This window comes from Olsenella sp. CU969 (genome assembly GCF_905219715.1).
GTDB classification, from domain to species: Bacteria; Actinomycetota; Coriobacteriia; order Coriobacteriales; family Atopobiaceae; genus Granulimonas; species Granulimonas faecalis.
In genome coordinates, this window is record NZ_CAJMXC010000044.1 from 1 (window position 1) to 15,301 (window position 15,301).

Sequence of the window (15,301 nt, forward strand, 5' to 3'; positions counted from 1 at the left end):
ACGTGGCGGCGCAGGACCAGGCCCACCGCCTCGCGGCCCAGCCAGGCCCCGGACCCCTCGTCGCCCACGGGCCAGCCCCAGCCGCCCACGCGCACCGGGAGCCCGTCGAAGGAGCCCACGGCGATAGACCCGGTCCCGGCCACCACGAGCACGCCGTCGGCACCTCCCAGGGCGCCGACCCGTGCGACCTCGGCGTCGCTGGCCACGAGCAGCGCCGCCGCGTCGCCGAAGGCGTCTTCCAGGGCGGTCTCGACGGCCCCCTCGCGGCCGGGACCATAGCCGGCCACGCCCAGGGAGACCGCGGTGGACGCCATGGGCGCCCCCGCGGCCGAGGCCACGCGCTCCACGCCCTCGCGCAGCATGCGGGCCATGGCGTCGAGGCCCACCTGGGCCGGGTGGCNGGTGGTGCCGGCATGGGAGCACCTCACCGTGCCGTCGGGCCCCCGAAGCTCGAAGCGTGTCCGGGTCCCCCCGGCGTCGACCGTTGCCACGTACATGGATGGTCCTCTCGGAGAAGGCCCGGCCGGGGCCGGGCCATGGGTTTCGTCGGGCGATGGGTCGTCTCGGCCTAGGCGGCCTCGGCCTCGTCGGCCTTCTCCTCGGCGATGACCTGCTTCTCCCAGGCGCGGAAGAACGGGTAGTAGATGGCCACGCCGACGGCGATGAGCACCACGGAGAGCACGGCGGCCCGCCAGTCGCCGCCGCAGGCCAGGAACGCGCCCACGGGCCCGGGCAGCGTCCAGGGGACGATGGCGCCCACGAACCGGCCCACCAGCCCCACCGACAGGCAGAGGTAGGAGATCAGGACGTNGACNACGGGGACCAGGATGAGCGGGATCATCATCGTGGGGTTGAGCACCAGGGGCACGCCGAACATCAGGGGCTCGTTGATGTTGAAGACGGCGGGCACGATGGTGGCCTTGCCCATCATCTTGCCGTACTTGGAACGGGAGGCAAACAGCAGCAGGATGGCGAGGCTGATGGTGCAGCCGGATCCGCCTATCTGGACGAACCACTGGAAGAAGGGCTCGGACACCACGTGGGGCAGGGCGGTGCCGGCGGCGTAGGCGGCGGCGTTCTCATCGAGNANCACCAGCCAGAGGGGACGGGCGATGGAGTAGACCACGGAGCTGCCGTGGATGCCGAAGAACCAGAAGAGCATCTCGAGGAAGACCACCACCAGGGCGGCGCCCAGGGTGTNGACGCCGGAGACCAGGGGCATGATCAGCGCGGTGATGAAGTCGTGGATGTTGAAGCCGCCCCAGATGCACACCGCGGAGAACAGGAAGAAGACGATGGCCGTGGGGATGAGGGCGGCAAAGGAATTGGAGACGGCCTCGGGGACCTGGGCCGNCATCTTGATGGTGAGCCTGTGCTGCACGCAGAGGCGGTAGATCTCCACCGCGGCGAAGGCGGCGATGATGGCCACGAAGAGCTGGCCGGTGCCCAGGTAGTTCATGTTCATGACGTAGGCGCCGTTGACGGCGGCCATGGCGTCGGGGAAGCCCGCGTCGGCCAGGGGGGAGGCGGCCAGGGCGGCGTTGATGGCGTCGTCGAGGTCGGGCATCATCACCGGCACGATGGTGAGCAGCATGGCCATGACCGACAGTAGGCCGCTCATGAGGCCGTCCACCTTGTAGGAGCGGCCCNGGGAGTAGCCGATGCCGAAGCAGGCGTAGAGCGACAGGATGTACATGGACATGCGGTAGGGCAGCAGGATCTTGACGGCGTTGGCCTTGAGCCACGCGGCCAGGGCCCAGTCGGCGGGCATCTGGTTGTAGGCGAAGGCGATGACCATGAGGAACGAGCTCACGATGATGAGCGGGAGGGTGGAGACGATGCCGTCGCGGATGGCACGTAGATGCCTCTGCTCGGCCACGCGGGCCATGGGGCCGGCGAGNTGCTCGTCGATCCAGGTGGACATGGACTCGAATGCGGCCATGGGTACTCCTTAGGGTCGTGGGTGGCGAAGGCCTTAGGCCAGGTCGGGCAGAAGCTCGGCGNGCTGCGCGAAGAGCTTGGGGCCGCCCATGGGGCTGTAGGCCATGGGCTGGATGAGNCACACGGGCACGGAGGCCGCCTCGCAGGTGGCGGCGAGCTCCTTGAACCGGTGGCGCACCTGGGGCGCCACCAGAACCGCGTCGTAGCCCTCCTTGAGCTCGTCCTCGNGGGCCGAGGTGCCGCAGGCGGCCACCTCGAGGGTGAGGCCGCGCTTGGCCGCCTCCTTCCTCAGGGCGTCCTCGGCGATGGTGGAGGACATGCCTCCCGAGCAGACGACGAGAACCTTCATGACATGCTCCTTTCCTTGACGGCTGGGGTGCGGGTCAGACGAACAGGACGCAGAACACANCGGCGAGGGCCGCAGAGAGGGCCGCCGCCACGAACCAGAAACCGGGGCAGGGCCCGCGGTCGTTCTCGTGGAAGAACTCCATGACGGCCACGGAGAAGCCCACGAGCAGGCCCTGGGCCACGGGCGTGGCCAGCGGGAGGGACGGGGCCAGCGGGGCGGTGAGGGCCGGGACGACGAAGACGGCGATGACGAGGGAGGCGGTGACCACGGCGGCGCTCACGAAGCCGAAGCGGGGAATGTCGTAGTCGGTCTCCCCGAGCCAGCGGCGGGCGAGGTCCGGCGTGCCGGCCGCCCTAGCCACGGTCGTGCCCCTCGAGGGCCTCGACGCGCCGCTCCAGGGCGTCGATGCGCTTGGCCTGAGCCACCAGGTGCCCGATGAGCGACTGGGCCTCGAGGGCGCACATGAGGTGGTCCTGGGCGTGGACGAAGATCATGGCGAGGGGGATGTCCTCTCCGGCGGCGGACCGCTGGATGAACTCGGTCTGGATGTTGTGGGCGTCCACGAGGTCCTGCTCTGCCTGGGCGAGGGCCTTGTCGGCCTCGTCGAAGCGCCCCTCCTCGGCTGCCGCGAGGGCCTCGTAGGCCTCCCCCTTGGCGTTGCCGCCGATGGCCACGATGGCGAAGGCTTTCTCGAGCGCGGTCTCCTGGTTCATCGCATCTCCTGTTCCTGTCGGGTGTCTTGGGCAAGGGCTTTGGCCCGGCGNACGTCGCCGGAGGCCTGGGCGAGCAGGGTGTCGGCGGTCTTGGCGTCGACATCGGCGAGGATGGAGACGATGGCCGGCTTGGCCATGCCGCCGGCGTCTTCCAAGGCCGCCTCCGCCCGGGAGGCGTCCGTGCCGCAGGCCTGCTCCACGATGGACAGGGCCCGGGCCCGGAGCTTCTCGTTGGTGGGCTGCACGTCCACCATGAGGTTGCCGAAGGCCTTGCCCGTGCCCACCATGGAGCCCGTCGAGATCATGTTGAGGATCATCTTCTGGGCCGTGCCGGCCTTGAGCCGGGTGGAGCCGGTGAGCACCTCCGGGCCGCAGGAGACCTCGATGGCGAGCCCGGCCATGGTGCCGATGAGGGAGGGGCGGGTGCAGGCCACGGCCACGGTGCGCGCCCCGCGCTCCCGGGCCCGCCGGAGGGCACCGGCCACGTAGGGGGTGCGCCCGCTGGCGGCAAGGCCCACCACCATGTCGGAGGCGCCCACCGAGAGCCCGTCGATGTCGGAGGCGCCGAGGCCCTCGTCGTCCTCCGCCCCCTCCACGGCCTGGGTGAATGCCGGGGCGCCCCCGGCGATGAGGCCAACCACCACGCCGTCGGGCACCCCGAAGGTGGGGCGGCACTCCACGGCGTCGAGGACCCCGAGGCGCCCCGACGTGCCGGCCCCCACGTAGACGATGCGCCCCTGGGCGGCCAGGGCGTCCCTGCCCCAGGCGATGGCCTGNGCNACCCGGTCGAGCACCTCGCCCACGGCCCGGGCCACCTCCCGGTCCTCCCGGTTCATGGCCCGGGCCACCTCCAGGGGGCTCATGGTGTCGAGGTCGGATGTCGCGGGGTTGGGACTCTCGGTCACGAGGGATTCGAGATCGACCAAAGCTCCTCCCTTCGTTGTCGCTTTCTGTCGCCCCCTATCGTCGCCGTTCTCACAAGGTGTNNGTCTTGCCATCGGTAAATGACGTCTTTGTACCGCGCCATGGAAAAAAGAAGGGCCGGNNAAGGCCGTCTGCCGACAGAGCGCTACCGTCGGCAGAATGGGAGGGTGGTGCTATTCCANTTTGAGTTCACAGCATGGGCCCAGGTGCCCCGAGCGGTGCCCCTATTCGGCCTCCCCGAGGGCCTTGTGGTGGTAGTTGCCGGCAAAGCGCTGGGAGGCGGCGTCGTAGTCGCGCAGGGCCACCACGGTGAACAGGATGTCCACCACGTGAAGCTGGGCGATGCGGCTGGCCATGGCGCCGCTCCTCAGGCNGTGCTCGCTCGCGGCGACGCAGAGGGCGACGTCGGTGTAGGGGAGCAGCCCGTGGCCGCTCACGGCCGCCGTGACCGAGATGACCGGTGCGCCGGCCTCCTTGCAGCGTCGGGCGCACTCCACCACCTCGCGGGTCTCCCCGGAGTAGCTGAAGGCCACGGCCACGTCGTCGGGGCCGATGTTCTTGGCGGCGAGGAGCTGGGCGTGCCAGTCGGCGTTGCAGGTGCACGGGATGTTGGCCCGGAGGAGCTTGAGGCCNAGGTCCTCGGCCACGATCTGGGACGCCCCCATGCCGAAGAGCACCACGTTCTTGGCGTGGCCCACCAGGTAGGCCGCCCGGTCCACGGCCGAGACGTCGAGGGCCACGGCGGTGGCGTCGAGGGCGTGGACGGTGCGGCTGCTGAGCTTGTGGATCACCGACCGGGTGGAGTCGCTCCGGCCCACGTCGCCCATGGAGGCCCGGGCCGAGCGGCGCCGCACGGCGAGGTCGTAGATCAGGGCCTGCTGGAAGTCGCGGTAACCCCTGTAACCGAGCTTGTGGACCAGGCGCATGATGGTGGACACCGATGCGCCCGTGGCNTCGGCCATGGAGCGCACGGTGAGGCCCGCCGCCCGCTCCACGTCGCCCACCACGTACTCGATGACGGGGGCCTCCGCGGGGCTCGCATAGCGCAGGTACTCCTCCAGCTTGAAGTTGGTGCCGCTGATCTCCATGGGCCTCTCCGGGCGGTATGCGGGCGACGACGCGCCGCTGTGGCGGGGTGTCTCGGCAAAACGGGGGTGCGGCCGCGCCACGGTGGCGTTATGGGCGGCGTCGACGGGGCTCAGGCCTGCCCCTGCCGCCTGAGCTCCCGCTCCCCCAGGTCGGCCGCGTCGGCCACCGTGAGCCCGAACTCCTCCAGGAANCTGCCCTTGAGGGTCCTCAGCACGAAGTCGGCCGGGTCCATGCGTCNCGGCGGGCGCCCGATGCCCACCTCCACCCGCTTGAAGTCGCGGGTCTTGAGCTTGTCGGCGATGGAGCGCAGGCCGTTGTGGCCGTCGAGGCCGCCGCCCGCCTTGTACTTGACCGCACCTGCGGGGATGTCGAGCATGTCGTGGACCACGAGGATACCCTCGGGCTGCACCCGGTGCTCCCGGGCCAGCTTGGAGACGGGGCCGCCGCTCGTGTTCATGAAGCTCTGGGGTTTGGCGAGGAGCACCGTCTGCCCCTCGACGGTGCAGGGGGCGACGAGGGCGCCGGCATCCTGCTTCCAATAGCCGGCCCCCCATCGCTCGGCGAGGAGGTCCACCACCTGGAAGCCGGCATTGTGCCGGGTCTCGGCATACTCGTCCCCGGGGTTGCCGAGCCCCACGACCATGCCGATGGGCACGGGTGCCTTGGATGGGTTGGCCCCCCGGGGCCTTTTGCCGCCGGTGGGGGCCTGGTCGTGGTTCCTTGCTGCCATGGTGCTCCTTGCTGTCGAGGAGGTGACGTGTCCAGTATGGCCCACGGCGCCATTGCGGGGAGGCGGGGCCGCCATGGGCCCGGTGCCGTTGCCCTCCGCGCCACCGTGGCGCGGCCTTCTGGCAAAACGGGGATGGCTCCTCGCCGCCGTGGCGCGGCTGGCCTTTATGGCGGTGCCACGGGCCCGGAGCTGCGGCCGCCACCGTGGGGCACGGGGCCGAACCCGGCCGGTCGGTGCCTGCCCGCGCCCGGGAGACACAGAAAGCCCCCGTCCCCTCCTGAGGGAGACGGGGGCGGGGCCAGGGTCCCATACTCGGGGGGCGAGGTCGCCGACCCTAGAGGTTCATGTCGGCGCCCACCATGCCGCTCACGCTCACCTCGTTGTAGATGCGCTGGATGCACTCGGCGAACTCGTCGGCCACCGAGATGGTCTTGATCTTGCCGTCGTGGCAGGCGGGGTCCAGGGGCACGGCGTCGGTGACCACGCACTCCACGATGGGGGCGTCCTCGATGCGCTCCACGCCGGGGCCCGAGAAGATGCCGTGGGTGGCGCAGACGTAGATGTCGCCGGCGCCGAGCTTCTTGAGCTCGCGGACGCTGGCGCAGAGGGTGCCGGCGGTGTCGATCATGTCATCGTTGATGATGCAGGTCTTGCCCTTGATGTCGCCGATGATTCCGGNGACGGCGGCCTGGNNGTGCTTGGGGCGNCCCTTGTGGGCGATGGCCAGTGAGCAGCCGAGCATGTCGGAGAGCTTNTTGGCGGCCTTGGCGCGGCCCACGTCGGGTGAGACCNCCACGAGCTCGTCGGTGTNGAAGTCCATGGCGTTGTAGTACTCGCCGAAGAGGGGCATGGCGGTGATGTGGTTCACCGGGATGTTGAAGAAGCCCTGGATCTGGTTCTGGTGGAGGTCGAGGGTGACCACGCGGTCGACGCCGGCGGTCTCGAGGAGGTTGGCCACGAGGCGGGCCGTGATGGGCTCGCGGGGGGCTGCCTTGCGGTCCTGGCGGGCGTAGCCGTAGTGGGGNATGACCGCCGTGAAGGTGNGGCAGGAGGCGCGGCGGGCGGCGTCGGCGGTGATGAGGGTCTCCATCATCATGTCGTTGACGTTGGCGCCCACGATGGACTGGATGAAGAAGACGTCGGCCCCGCGCACCGACTCGTCGAAGCGCGCGTAGATCTCGCCGTTGGCGAACTTCTCGAGGAGGAGCCCCGAGAGCTCGACGCCGAGCAGGTCGGCGATGCGCTGGGCNAACACCGGGTTGCTGGAACCGGTGTAGAGCTTGAAGCGCTTGGTCATCGGTGTGATCTTGTTGAGGTCCTGATCCTGGTTCATGGTCGCCTTTCTCTACGACTCTCGGCTGGCGTCGCGCTTGGCGGCGTACCCTTCGACATTGGTCTGACGNGCCCGGGCGATGCCCAGGGCGCCGTCAGGAACGTCCTCGACGATGCAGCTGGCGGCCCCGGTTATGACGTCGGAGCCCAGGTTCACGGGGGCCACCATCATGGTGTTGGAGCCGANGAAGGCCCGGTCGCCGATGGTGGTGGGGTTCTTCTCGTAGCCGTTGTAGTTGCAGGTGATCGACCCGGCCCCCACGTTGACGTCGTCGCCCATGGCGGTGTCGCCGATGTAGGAGAGGTGCGGGACCTTGGAGCCGCGCCCGATTGNNGACTTCTTGATCTCCACGTGGGTGCCGGCCTTGGNGCCGTCCAGCATGTGGGTGCCGGGGCGCAGGTAGGCGCGGGGGCCGCAGGAGACGTCGTTCTCGATGAGGGCGCCCTCGGCCACGGTCTCGTCGACGGTGCAGCGGTCGCCCACCGAGGTGTCGGTGAGGCGGGAGTCGGGGCCCACGACGCAGTCCTCGCCGACGGAGGTGGAGCCCCACAGGTAGGTGCCGGGCAGGAGCTCGGTGTCGCGGCCCACGGTGACGCCGGGGCCCACCCACACGAGGTCGGGGTCGAGCATGGTGACGCCCTCGGCCATGAGCCGGCCGTTGATGCGGCGCTGCATGACCTTGGTGGCCTCGGCGAGCTGGGTGCGCGAGTTGACGCCGAGCATCTCGGTGTCGTCCTCCACGTGCACGGCGGTGACNGAGAGGCTGTGGCCCTTGAGGATCTCCACCATGTCGGTGATGTAGTACTCGCCCTGGACGTTGTCGTTGCCGATCTCGCCGATGTGGGCGGCCAGCTGGGCGCCGTCGAAGGCGTAGACGCCGGAGTTGCACTCGGTGAGGCTGGCGCGCTGCTCCTNGGTGCAGTCCTTGTGCTCCACGATGGCCACGACCTCGCCGGCGTCGTCGAGGACGATGCGGCCGTAGCCGGTGGGGTCCTCGGGCGCCATGGTGAGCACGGCGGCGGCGCGGCCGCCGTCGGTCACCTGGTCGGTGAGGGCGGCGATGGTGGAGGGCTCCACGAGGGGCGTGTCCCCGTACAGCACGGCCACGCACCCCGAGGCGACGCCCGTCTCGTCGAGGGCGACCTTGAGTGCGTGGCCGGTGCCGAGGCGCTCGCCCTGGAGCACGCACTCGACGTTCTCGTCGGCGAGGAGCTCCCTGACCTCCTCGGCGCCGTTGCCCACGACCACGACGACGCGGTCCGCGCCCGCCTGGCGGGCGGCCTCGACCGCCCAGACCACGAGGGGACGGCCGAGCATCCTGTGGGCCACTTTGGGGTGTTTGGACTTCATGCGGGTGCCCTCGCCGGCGGCGAGGACGATGGCGGTGAATGCCATAGAAGGGTGCCTCCTGGGCAACGGGCCGCGGCCGTTGAACTCGCGGCACAGATGCATGAACGCCTTGCATGATAACGCAGATAGGAGCCGCTTCGGNGAGGCCGTGGGGAGCCCGTGGTACACTTGCCTCCCACAGGGGCATCGTCCAACGGTCAGGACCCNGGTTNNTGGTACCAGTTATGGGGGTTCGAATCCCTCTGNCNCCGCCAGCGCGCGGCAGGCCGCCCGGCAACCGCCGGCGGCCTTTTTTCATGCACGTATCGTCGGCGGTGCTGGAGGCTCAGGCNGTGATGACGCGCGTCTCGGCGNCGNCCGCGGGGTCGCTGCGGTCGGAGACGACCGTGACNCGGTCCAGCGGGAGCACCCTGACGTTTAGGACCTCCCCGAACTTGGAGGAGTCGGCGAGCACGTAGGTCTCCTTGGCGTGCTCGGCCACCACCTGCTTCTTGTTGGACTCCTGCATGCTCGGCGTGGTGACCCCGAACCTGACGTCGACGCCGTTGGCCCCCAGGAACGCCCGGTCGAACACGAAGCGCCCGACGTTCTCCTCGGTCATGGGGCCGTACACGGAGGAGAGGTCGGGGCTCAGGATGCCGCCCAGCATCACGAGGGTGGCGCAGGGGTCGGCACCTGCGAGGGAGAACGCGTCGGCGTTGGTGGTGACCACCGTGACCGGCCTCGCCATGAGGAGGGCGAGCAGGGCCGAGCAGGTGGACCCGGNGTCCANGTAGACCGTCTCGCCGTCNTCCACGAGGGCGGCCGCCGCCGCCGCGATGGCGCGCTTCTCACCCACGTGGATGNCCGCCTTGNCGCTGATGGGTGTCTCGCGGGGGCCGNCGGCGGCCTTCACGGCGCCGCCGCTCAGGCGCTGGAGCNTGCCGTCCGCCTCGAGCTCGCGCACGTCGCGCCGGAGCGTCGACTCCGACACCTCGGGCAGGAGCTCCTGTATGTCGGAGAAGCGCACGACCTCCTCCTGGGAGAGGAGGTCGAGGATGGTCTGCTGACGCTTGTAGGGGATCATGGGCCCTCGTGTTCCCGANGGGGCCTTCTCGGCCCGGTGGTCGACTGTCTATGACTGTACATGACCGTCCATGANNGAAATCTACCGCTCGCGGGAGATTACCTACCGTTCATCCCATGGAATGACCTTGCATGACAGGAAATGACAGTTTCCAACTCTGAGTGAAAGTTTGTGACGGTATAGTTCTTCTCAACGACCGCGAATGAATGTGGTTGACAGGAATTGACGGAAGAGAAGGAGACGCCCCATGAAACTGGCCACCCGCATCAACTCGTTCCTCTCGGAGGCGGACGGCGACCTCGCCTCCGTGCTCCAGGAGTTCTCGGGGCTCGGCCTCACCCACTGCGACTTCAACTATCCCGAGCATGTGGAGGGCCTGCTCGCGGCCGACCTCAAGGCCATGCTCGACGCCAACGGGCTCGAGGCCAACGGCGTCGCGGTGCGCTTCCGCAGGCACTTCCTCAACGGCGAGTTCGGCAACGCCGACCCTGCGGTCGCCGCCGACGCCCTCGCCCTCGCCAAGGAGGGCACCGACTACTGCCGTGCCATCGGCGGCAGGGTGGTCACCCTCTGGCTGGGCTTCGACGGCTTCGACTACCCCTTCCAGGCCGACTACCGCCGCATGTGGGACGCCGTCGCCTCGGCCTTCCGCGAGCTCTGCGACTACGCCCCCGACGTGCTCTTCTCCATCGAGTACAAGCCCTTCGAGGAGCGCTCCTTCGCCTTCATCGACAGCTTCGGGCTCGTGCTCGCCATGATCGACGAGATCGACCGCCCCAACATCGGCGCCACCCTCGACTACTGCCACATGCTCATGAAGCATGACAACCCCGCGTACGGCGCCGACATCCTCGGCTCCAGGGGGCGCCTCTTCGGCGTCCACCNCAACGACGGCTACGGGCGCTTCGACGACGGCCTCATGGTGGGCACCGTCACCCTGCCCCAGACCCTCGAGTTCCTCTACTACGTGAAGAAGCACGGCTTCGACCACGCCGTCTACTTCGACACCTTCCCCAAGCGCGAGCGCGCGGCCGCCGAGTGCGCGGCCANCGTCGCCATGGTGCGCCGCATCGACGAGACCATCGACCGCCTGGGCCTCGACCGCATCCAGGCCGCCGTGGACGCCAACGACGGCGTGGGCGTGAGCCGCCTCGTGCTCGACGCCTTCATGAAGTGAGCCCCGGAGAAACGGAGAGAGGAAACCACGATGGACTACAAAGTGACGGCCGAGAGGATCCTCGAGTACGTCGGCGGCCCCGAGAACGTCGCGAACGTCTCCCACTGCGCCACGNGCCTGCGCCTCATCCTCAAGGACGAGTCCTTGGCCGACGACGACGCCATCCGCGCCCTNGACGGCATCCCNAACGTGGCCCACGGGTCGGGCCAGTACCAGATCCTCGTGGGCATCAACGTGCCCAAGCTCTACGAGCGGTTCCAGCCGCTGGTGACGGGCGGCGCCGCCGAGACGGCCGTGGCCGTCGACGAGGGCGGCAGCCCCGTCACCAATGTGTTCAGCGCCATCTCGGCGATCTTCTCGCCGCTTCTGGCCCCCCTGGCCGGCTCCGGCGTGCTCCGCGGCCTCCTGATCCTGTGCACCCAGCTGGGGTGGATCACGGAGGGCTCGAGCACCTACACGATCCTCTACTCCGCGTCGATGGCCGNGTTCTACTTCCTCCCTGTGCTCCTCGCCGTGAGCGCGGCCAAGCGCTTCGGCGCCAACCNCTACATCTCGGCCCTCATCGGCGCGGCCCTCATCTACCCGGACTTCCTGGGCCTCATGGGCGACGTGGGCAACGGCGCCATGGGCGACTTCTTCGGCATCCCCGTCGTGCTCATGAACTACAGCTCCACCGTCATCCCCATCATCCTGGCCATCTGGGTCTACAGCCACCTCTTCAAGCTTCTCGACTCCAAGGTGCCGGAGGACCTGCAGCTCGTCGTCACGCCCCTCGTGTCGCTCGTCGTGATGGTCCCCCTGACCATGATCGTGATCGGCCCCATCGGCGTGTACGGCGGCGAGGTCATCGCCGCGGGCGTCAACTGGCTCCTCGGTGTGTCCGGCATGGTCGCCGGCGCCGTGGTGGGCGGCGGCTGGTCGGTGCTCGTCTCCGTGGGCATGCACNGGGCCGTGAACNCCATCATGATCAACAACNTCGCGCAGAATGGCATGGACTACATCTGCCCCATGACCTTCGCCTGCAACTTCGCCGTCATCGGCGTCGCCCTCGGCGTCTTCCTCAAGGCCAAGGACCGCGACGTGAAGAGCTTTTCCCTCACCGGCGTGATCACCATCGTGCTCTCCGCCTTCATCGAGCCCACGCTCTTCGGCCTGCTTGTGAAGAACNAGCGCCTCTTCCTGGCCCAGATAGTCGCGGGCGCCGTGGGCGGCGCGGTCCTCGGCCTCCTGCAGGTGCACACCACCGCCTTCGTGTTCGGCTCCGTGGTGACCTTCCCCGCCTTCATCTCGGCCGACATGATGAACTTCGTGAACGCCATGATCGGCCTCGGCATCTCCACCGTGCTCGGGGCGGTGCTCGGGTACGCCTTCTGCAAGAAGGACGAGAAGCTGGTGTAGCGACCGTCCGGGTGCCCGTCCCGCAGGGCGGGCACCCCATTTTTCAGAGAGGAGAGGCCATGGGTCTCTTTGACAGGTTCAAGAAAGGGCCGGCGAGGCCCGACGCGGTGCCGTGCCACTGGGAGCCCCTGACTGTGCTCTCGCCGGTCGACGGTGAGGCGGTCGCTCTCGCGGACGTCCCCGACGACGCGTTCTCCCAGGGGCTCCTGGGGCAGGGGCTCGCCGTGAGGNCGAGCGGGCGGACGGTCTTCTCGCCCGTGGACGGCACTGTGGCCGCCCTGGTGGGCTCCGGCCACGCCGTCGGGCTCGAGACGGCAGACGGCACGGAGGTCCTCGTGCATGTGGGCGTGGACACCGTGGCCATGGAGGGGGAGGGCTTCACGGCCTACGTCTCCCAGGGCGATGCCGTGAGGGCGGGGCAGCCGCTGCTGGGGTTCGACCCCGACGCCATCGCGGCGGCCGGCCATCCCGACGAGGTGATGGTGCTCGTCTCCAACTCCGCCGAGTACGGCGCCGTCACGCCGGTGGCCCCGGGCCCTGTCAGGGCAGGGGAGCGGGTCGTCGCCCTCGTCCGGTAGCCCGGGTCGGGCCGATAAGAGAGGCGGGACCCCCGCCCCGGAAGGGGAGGGGGTCCCGCCTTTTTCTCCCGATGCCGGGTTCTCTACGCCTCTTCGAAGGCCGCGCAGACAGCGTCCAGGATCACGCTCGCGATCATCTGGGCGCGGTTGCTCGTGAAGCTGCCGTCGTACTCGTTGGCGTCGGCCGGCAGCTGNATGCGCACGTAGGGCGGGCGGTGCCGGCTGGCGGCCAGGGAGGTGCGCAGGCGCCGCGGGAGGTNGTCGCCGCAGCGGTCCACGTGCACGGAGGTCACGCCCGGCTGGGCCTCCGGGTCGTCGCAGACGAGCTCGANGATGGCGGTCACATCCCCGGGCACCTCGTCGAGGCTGTTGTAGAGGGCGAGGCCGGAGTCCTCGCTCGTGGCGCTCGCGAGGTTCCAGATGCGGCCGGCCACCGTGCGGGCGATGGGCCCGTCGGCGAACAGGGCCAGGTCGTTGTCCTCGAGCACGGAGGCCGCCCGGGCGAAGCCGATGCCCGCCTGGGGCACCGGCCCCTGGGCCTCCTTGCCGCCCCACACGTGGTAGAGGCGCCAGATGGCCTGGAACGTGTCCTGGAAGCACATGCCGTCGGCCAGCATGCCCACGTTGTCCTGGAACTGCTTGACAGCCGCCTCGGTGTGGGCGCCGAAGCAGCCGTCGATCTCCCCGCAGGAGAAGCCGAGGATGGACAGCGCGTTCTGCATGGTGCGGACGTCGTTGCCCTTGAAGTTGGGCAGGCGCAGGTAGAGGGTGCGGTCGCCCATGTGGTAACCCTCGTCCACGAGGGACGACCACATGGTGGCGTCGACGTCGCGCCCGGCCTCGAGGCCGTGGGCACGGCGGAAGGCCAGGACCGCCTCGGCGGTGGAGGGGCCGAAGCGCTCGGCATCGCGCTCGTCGGGGGCGATGGCGTAGCCGAGGGAGACGAGACGGTCCTGCACGTCCTCCACGGCGATGCCGTCCATCCCTTCCTTGATTGGATCCATGGTGCTCCTTTTTGTACAGGTGGTGCGTGGTGCGGTGCCCGGGCGGGCCGGGCGGTGTCAGGCGGTGCGGGAGACGAAGAACGAGGGCATGGCCAGGAGGGCGTCGAGGGCCTCGCCGGGCACGAGCCCCGCGTCCTCGAGGCGCGTGNCGGCGCGGTCCGCGAGGTCCGCGGCATAGGCGCGGGCGTGGTCCACGGCGCCGGTGGCCTCGAGGATGGAGACGGCGCGTGAGAGACCTGCGGGGTCGGACGTGCCCGACTCGAGGATCCGCCGGAGCTCGGAGGCCTGCTCGGCCGTGCCGTGCCCCAGGGCCCAGCAGACCATGAGGGTGCGCTTGCCCTCGGTGATGTCGCTCCGGAAGTCCTTTCCCTGGGCGGCGGGGTCGCCGACGACGTTGAGGACGTCGTCTTGGANCTGGAAGGCGAGCNCGGCGTCGAGGCCGAAGGAGCGCAGGGCGTCCACCTGGGCCGACGGGGCCCCGGCCACCANGGCGCCCAGGGNCAGCGGCGAGGCGGCCGAGNAGTGCGCCGTCTTGAGGGTGGCCATGGCCAGGTAGTCCTCGCAGGTCACGTCCCAGCGGCCGTCGCGGGCCCAGCCGAGGTCGAGGGCCTGGCCCTCGACGGTGCGCATCATCATCTCGCAGAGCTCCACCATGACGGCGTGGCGGCAGGCGGCGGGCACGCGCGTGTCGTCGGCCACGCAGGCGAAGCTCTCCACGAGGGAGAGGTCGCCGGCGTTGATCGCCAGCCCATCCCCTTCGGAGCGGTGCAGGCAGGGGACACCGCGGCGGGTCTCGGACTCGTCGGCGATGTCGTCGTGGATGAGCGCCGCGCTCTGGAAGTGCTCCACGGCCGCCGCCACGGGCATGGCCGCCGACTCGTCGCCGCCGGTGACGGCGCAGCCCATGAGCACGAGGGCCGGACGGATGCGCTTGCCGCCGTGGGCCGAGAAGTCCTGGAGGGGGCGGTAGAGGTAGCGGCGCAGGTCGTCGGTGGGGACGAGCGCGTAGGCGGCCGCGAGCTCGGCGTCCACGGCGTCGCGGCGCGCGGCCACGTAGTCGGGGAACGCCTGGGGCACGGCCGCGGACGGGGAGGCGGGCGCCACGTCAGGCACCGAGCCCGTCGGGGTTCTTGGACTGCCAGTTCCAGGAGTCGCGGCACATGTCGGCGAGGTCGTAGCGGGCCTTCCAGCCCATCTCGCGCCCGGCCTTGGCGCAGTCGGCGTAGTTCTCGGCGACGTCGCCGGCGCGGCGGGCCTCCACGACGTAGGGGATCTCGTGGCCGCAGGCCTCGGAGAAGCACTTGACGACGTCGAGCACAGAGGAGCCCACGCCGGTGCCCAGGTTGAACACCTCGACGCCGCATCGCCCGTTCATCCAGGCGAGGGCGGCCACATGGCCGGCGGCCAGGTCGCACACGTGGATGTAGTCGCGCACGCCGGTGCCGTCGGGGGTGGGGTAGTCGTCGCCGAAGACATGGACGGCCTCGCGTTTGCCCACAGCGGTCTGGGCCACGTAGGGCACGAGGTTGTTGGGGATGCCCTTGGGGTCCTCGCCGATGAGGCCGGAGGGGTGGGCGCCGATGGGGTTGAAGTAGCGGAGCAGCACGACGTCCCACTCGGGGTCGGCCACGGTGAGGTCGGTGAGGACC

General features: G+C 69.8%; 16 protein-coding genes. 3 read left to right on the forward strand and 13 right to left on the reverse strand.

The window, feature by feature from the left end; genetic code table 11:
* From JX283_RS05550 to JX283_RS05595, 10 genes are all read right to left on the reverse strand, one after another.
* Positions 1–497: BadF/BadG/BcrA/BcrD ATPase family protein (locus JX283_RS05550; RefSeq protein WP_305082427.1), on the reverse strand; the 497-nt coding region annotated here is incomplete at its 3' end.
* A gap of 71 nt (positions 498–568) precedes the next feature.
* Positions 569–1,942 carry a PTS sugar transporter subunit IIC gene (locus JX283_RS05555; protein WP_239652486.1) on the reverse strand — a complete coding sequence of 458 codons (1,374 nt, stop codon included), beginning with the start codon at positions 1,940–1,942 and terminating at the stop codon, positions 569–571.
* A gap of 33 nt (positions 1,943–1,975) precedes the next feature.
* Positions 1,976–2,290 carry a PTS sugar transporter subunit IIB gene (locus JX283_RS05560; protein WP_204829693.1) on the reverse strand — a complete coding sequence of 105 codons (315 nt, stop codon included), beginning with the start codon at positions 2,288–2,290 and terminating at the stop codon, positions 1,976–1,978.
* A gap of 353 nt (positions 2,291–2,643) precedes the next feature.
* Positions 2,644–3,003, reverse strand: coding sequence for a PTS lactose/cellobiose transporter subunit IIA (locus tag JX283_RS05565; protein WP_204829694.1), 360 nt, complete (start codon positions 3,001–3,003; stop codon positions 2,644–2,646).
* Entirely contained in the window at positions 3,000–3,929 is a 930-nt protein-coding gene (gene murQ / locus JX283_RS05570) for an N-acetylmuramic acid 6-phosphate etherase (protein ID WP_204829695.1), read from the reverse strand. The genes JX283_RS05565 and murQ overlap by 4 nt, the downstream gene beginning before the upstream one ends.
* A 222-nt stretch (positions 3,930–4,151) precedes the next feature.
* A complete protein-coding gene (locus JX283_RS05575) occupies positions 4,152–5,015 on the reverse strand; it encodes a MurR/RpiR family transcriptional regulator (protein WP_204829696.1) in 864 nt (287 codons plus the stop codon).
* 110 nt (positions 5,016–5,125) lie between these two features.
* Positions 5,126–5,659 carry an aminoacyl-tRNA hydrolase gene (pth, locus tag JX283_RS05580; RefSeq protein WP_204829705.1) on the reverse strand — a complete coding sequence of 178 codons (534 nt, stop codon included), beginning with the start codon at positions 5,657–5,659 and terminating at the stop codon, positions 5,126–5,128.
* A 421-nt stretch (positions 5,660–6,080) separates the two neighbouring features.
* The gene (locus JX283_RS05585; protein ID WP_239652487.1) at positions 6,081–7,079 is read right to left on the reverse strand and encodes a ribose-phosphate pyrophosphokinase; all 999 of its coding nucleotides are present in this window, start codon (positions 7,077–7,079) and stop codon (positions 6,081–6,083) included.
* A gap of 12 nt (positions 7,080–7,091) precedes the next feature.
* On the reverse strand, positions 7,092–8,474 hold the full coding sequence (gene glmU, locus JX283_RS05590; RefSeq protein WP_204829697.1) for a bifunctional UDP-N-acetylglucosamine diphosphorylase/glucosamine-1-phosphate N-acetyltransferase GlmU: 1,383 nt from the start codon (positions 8,472–8,474) through the stop codon (positions 7,092–7,094).
* A gap of 280 nt (positions 8,475–8,754) precedes the next feature.
* Positions 8,755–9,495, reverse strand: coding sequence for a DeoR/GlpR family DNA-binding transcription regulator (locus JX283_RS05595; RefSeq protein WP_204829698.1), 741 nt, complete (start codon positions 9,493–9,495; stop codon positions 8,755–8,757).
* Between the two features lie 247 nt (positions 9,496–9,742).
* Between JX283_RS05595 and JX283_RS05600 the strand changes: the two genes are divergently transcribed.
* From JX283_RS05600 to JX283_RS05610, 3 genes are all read left to right on the forward strand, one after another.
* Positions 9,743–10,672, forward strand: coding sequence for a sugar phosphate isomerase/epimerase (locus JX283_RS05600; protein ID WP_204829699.1), 930 nt, complete (start codon positions 9,743–9,745; stop codon positions 10,670–10,672).
* Between the two features lie 30 nt (positions 10,673–10,702).
* Positions 10,703–12,070, forward strand: a complete 1,368-nt coding sequence (locus JX283_RS05605) for a PTS transporter subunit EIIC (protein WP_204829700.1) — start codon at positions 10,703–10,705, stop codon at positions 12,068–12,070.
* A 59-nt stretch (positions 12,071–12,129) separates the two neighbouring features.
* Positions 12,130–12,648 (forward strand): PTS glucose transporter subunit IIA, encoded by a 519-nt coding sequence (locus tag JX283_RS05610; RefSeq protein ID WP_204829701.1) that lies wholly within the window; start codon positions 12,130–12,132, stop codon positions 12,646–12,648.
* A gap of 83 nt (positions 12,649–12,731) precedes the next feature.
* Here JX283_RS05610 and JX283_RS05615 read toward each other — a convergent pair whose 3' ends face one another.
* The 3 genes from JX283_RS05615 to JX283_RS05625 all read right to left on the reverse strand — a co-directional run.
* Positions 12,732–13,652 (reverse strand): peptidoglycan-binding protein, encoded by a 921-nt coding sequence (locus tag JX283_RS05615; RefSeq protein WP_204829702.1) that lies wholly within the window; start codon positions 13,650–13,652, stop codon positions 12,732–12,734.
* Between the two features lie 57 nt (positions 13,653–13,709).
* Positions 13,710–14,765 carry a polyprenyl synthetase family protein gene (locus tag JX283_RS05620; protein WP_239652488.1) on the reverse strand — a complete coding sequence of 352 codons (1,056 nt, stop codon included), beginning with the start codon at positions 14,763–14,765 and terminating at the stop codon, positions 13,710–13,712.
* A partial coding sequence (locus JX283_RS05625) for a GDP-mannose 4,6-dehydratase (protein WP_204829703.1) occupies positions 14,758–15,301 on the reverse strand: 544 nt, incomplete at its 5' end. The genes JX283_RS05620 and JX283_RS05625, both read right to left, overlap by 8 nt.

Excerpts from the sequence above, each read along its gene's own strand:
- JX283_RS05565 (WP_204829694.1), bottom strand. The coding sequence starts at position 3,003 with ATGAACCAGGAGACCGCGCTCGAGAAAGCCTTCGCCATCGTGGCCATC.